At 73.9% G+C, this 3,142-nt stretch carries 3 protein-coding genes; all 3 read right to left on the reverse strand.

Translation table 11 applies throughout. The features are described from left to right. The coding region (locus tag JS521_RS14635; protein ID WP_239487287.1) for a GNAT family N-acetyltransferase at nucleotides 1-394 on the reverse strand (394 nt) is incomplete at its 3' end. Then, a complete protein-coding gene (locus tag JS521_RS14640) occupies nucleotides 372-1,787 on the reverse strand; it encodes a cellulase family glycosylhydrolase (RefSeq protein WP_205083413.1) in 1,416 nt (471 codons plus the stop codon). The genes JS521_RS14640 and JS521_RS14635, both read right to left, overlap by 23 nt. An 88-nt stretch (nucleotides 1,788-1,875) precedes the next feature. Next, a complete protein-coding gene (locus JS521_RS14645) occupies nucleotides 1,876-2,844 on the reverse strand; it encodes a zinc-binding dehydrogenase (protein ID WP_205083414.1) in 969 nt (322 codons plus the stop codon). Nucleotides 2,845-3,142 lie beyond the last annotated feature (298 nt).

The raw sequence follows: 3,142 nt of genomic DNA on the forward strand, positions 1-3,142 counted from the left end.
GGGGGGCCCCCTGCCCCCGGCTTATCCCCGCGTTTCCCGCACGGCCGGCGGCCGCGGCCCCCGGGGGGGGGGGGGGGGCCCCCCCGGGCCCGCGCGCCTGCGGCGTGGTCCAGTAGGAGACCCAGCCGCTGTCATGGGTCCGGTTGACGGCGTTGAGCGCCACACAGCCGAGCGCCTCGCCCTCCTCCCCCACGACGGCCCAGGAGTATCCGGTGCGCGCCCCCCGTTCGCGCGCGCGGTCCGCGATCCAGGCCAGCGCCCCGGACCGGTCGCCCACGGGCCGGTCCGTCTGGCGGTCCATCTCGGCCGGGGCGAAGGCGCGGAGCACCGCCGAGGCGTCGTCGGGCAGCCAGGGGCGCAGCAGAAACCCTTCAGGGGTGGTCAGTTCGTCCATACGGGCCAGCTTCCCGCACGGTCACGACCACTTCACTCCCGGGCCACGCGAGAACGACCGGCCATCCGCCGCGCGACGAGGCGCCGAGGACGTGAGCACGTCCGGCGACGGAGACCCGCCACCCCCGGGAGGAGGGCGGCAGGGACAGCTCGGTGACCCCGGGGCGGGCGGAGGCCCGGTAGGCGAGGCGGTAGGTGCGGCTGCCCGCGTCGTACGTGTCGGAGCGGACGGTCCCCGCGACGGCCGGGGCGTACGGGGTGGCGGTCTGCTCCTTGTTCGTGCGGAAGCGGCCGCGCTCGTCGACGGCGCAGTAGCCGCCGCCGTAGCACCAGACGTACCCCGCCCAGCCGGAGCTGTAGCGGTTCAGGGAGGCGACGGCCTCCCGGTAGAAGCGGCCCATGTTGGGGAGAGCGTTGTTGAGCGGCCCCCACTCCCCCACGACCACGGGCATCCGGTGGCGGGCCGGGTAGGCGGTGACGGCGGCCTCGTACGCCTCGATCCAGCCCGCGTCCGGGTCGTAGTCGGCGCCCGCCTCCATGGCGGTGTTGTAGAAGTGCGGGGCGTACACGGTCCGGCTGTCGTGGATACGGCCGAGGCCGGTGGGCACGCCCTCGCCGACGATGGGGGTGGGCTCGACGAAGATCCAGGTGGAGCGGTCCTTGGCCCGGACGGCGCGGGCGAGCCGGTTGTACATCGGGGTGAGGTGCTGGGCCTCGATGCGGCGGGCGGCGGTCGGCAGGTCCTCGCCCTCGCGCAGCTCCCCCATGGGTTCGTTGATCAGGTCGTAGCCGATGACGGCCGGGTGGTCGCGGAAGCGTTCCGCGAGGACCTGCCACATGGCGGCCTGGGCGCGACGGAGATCGGGGTCCTCGTAGAGGTGGGTGAAGGCCCGCTGGACGGCGGGCTGGAAATACTCGGAGAACCAGTCGTCGGGGTTCGGCGTGAACGGCATCCCGTCGGTCCTCGTGGCCCATTCCGGAATGCCGCGGTGGCCGAACGCGGGCCCGAAGACGTCCTGGTGGGCGTCGATGAGGACATGGATGCGGTGCTGGTGGGCCCAGCCCAGGATGCGCTCGATCTTCCGGAGGTAGCGCTCGCTGTACTGTCCGCGCCGGGGCTCCAGGTCGTCCCAGAAGACCAGCAGCCGGGCGAAGTTGAAGCCTCCTGCCCGCAGGTCGCGGAAGTGCCGTTCGGTGATGGCGGTGAGGGCGTCCTCGCCGCGGTTCGCCTTGTCCTCGACGTTCCAGCCGCGCAGGGTGAGGGTGCGCCCCCGGTCGTCGGTGAGGGGCGGTACAGCGCCTTCGGACGAGGACGGGGAGACGGGTGCGGGGCGCGCCGAGGCGGCGGGGGCGAGGGCCCCCGCCGCGAGCACGGACGCGACGACAACTGCCATGAGTGCTCTGCCCATTCGCATGGGCGGCATCTCATCAGCAAAGCTGAGACTTGTTCAAGTATGGGGAGCGGACGAGTTCTTGTCGGTCCTAGGAGGTCGGCGTGAGCACGATCTTCCCGAACAGGTCGCCGGACTCCAGCCGCCCGAACCCCTCGCGGGCCCGGTCGAGCGGGAGCACCTCGTCGATGACCGGGCGCACACCGGTGGTGGCGCAGAACGCGAGCAGGTCCTCCAGCTCGTCCTTGGACCCCATGGTGGAGCCGACGACCCTCAGCTCCAGGAAGAAGATCCGGGTCAGCTCGGCGTGCGCGGGCCGGTCGCCGCTGGTGGCCCCGGAGATGACGAGGGTGCCGCCGGGGCGCAGCGACTTCACGGAGTGGGACCAGGTGGCGGCCCCCACGGTCTCGATGACGGCGTCCACGCGCTGCGGAAGCCGGGCGCCGGGCTCGTACGCCTCCAGCGCGCCGAGTTCGACCGCCCGCTCGCGCTTGGCCTTGTCCCGGCTGGTGGCGAAGACCCGCAGCCCGGCGGCCTTCCCGAGCACGATCGCGGCGGTGGCGACCCCGCCGCCGGCGCCCTGGACGAGCACGGAGTCCCCGGGCCGCACCCCGGCGTTGGTGAACAGCATCCGGTACGCGGTGAGCCAGGCGGTCGGCAGGCAGGCGGCCTCGGCGAAGCTGAGCTCCTTCGGCTTGGGCAGGACGTTCCAGGTCGGGACGGTGACCTGCTCGGCGAAGGTGCCCTGGTAGCGCTCGGTGAGGATGGAGCGCGGCTCGTCGGGCCCGACGCCGTGCCCGGACTGCCCGATGACGGAGTGCAGGACCACCTCGTTGCCGTCCTGGTCGACGCCGGCCGCGTCGCAGCCGAGGATCATCGGCAGCCGGTCCTGCGAGAGGCCGACGCCCCGGAGGGACCAGAGGTCGTGGTGGTTGAGGGAGGCGGCCCGGACGGTGACGGTGCTCCACCCGGGACGCGCCTCGGGGGCCGGGCGATCGCCCAGCTCCAGGCCGGTGAGGGGCTGGTCGGGGTCGATGCGGGCTGCGTAGGCGGCGAACATGGCTCGACGATAGGCGGGCCGGGGCGCCCACGTAACCGCCTCCCCGTGTGACGCACACCAACCGGGGTGGGCCCGCACGTTCAAGCCCCTGCGGCGATTGAGCCGCACCACTAAGCCCCTCCGGCGATTGAGCCGCACCACTGAGCCCCTCCGGCGATTGAGGAGCGGGGTCCGGGGCAGCGCCCCGGGGGGGGGGGGGGGCCGCCCCCCCGCCGCCCCCCCCGGGGGGGGGGGGGGGGGGGGGCGGCGGGCGCGGCGGCCCGGCGGGCGCTGCCGCCGATAGGCAGAGAGGAGAGCA

The sequence above is a fragment of the Streptomyces durocortorensis genome, assembly GCF_016901035.1.
GTDB lineage: Bacteria > Actinomycetota > Actinomycetes > Streptomycetales > Streptomycetaceae > Streptomyces > Streptomyces durocortorensis.

Excerpts from the sequence above, each read along its gene's own strand:
- JS521_RS14640 (WP_205083413.1), bottom strand. The coding sequence starts at position 1,787 with ATGGCAGTTGTCGTCGCGTCCGTGCTCGCGGCGGGGGCCCTCGCCCCC.
- JS521_RS14645 (WP_205083414.1), bottom strand. The coding sequence starts at position 2,844 with ATGTTCGCCGCCTACGCAGCCCGCATCGACCCCGACCAGCCCCTCACC.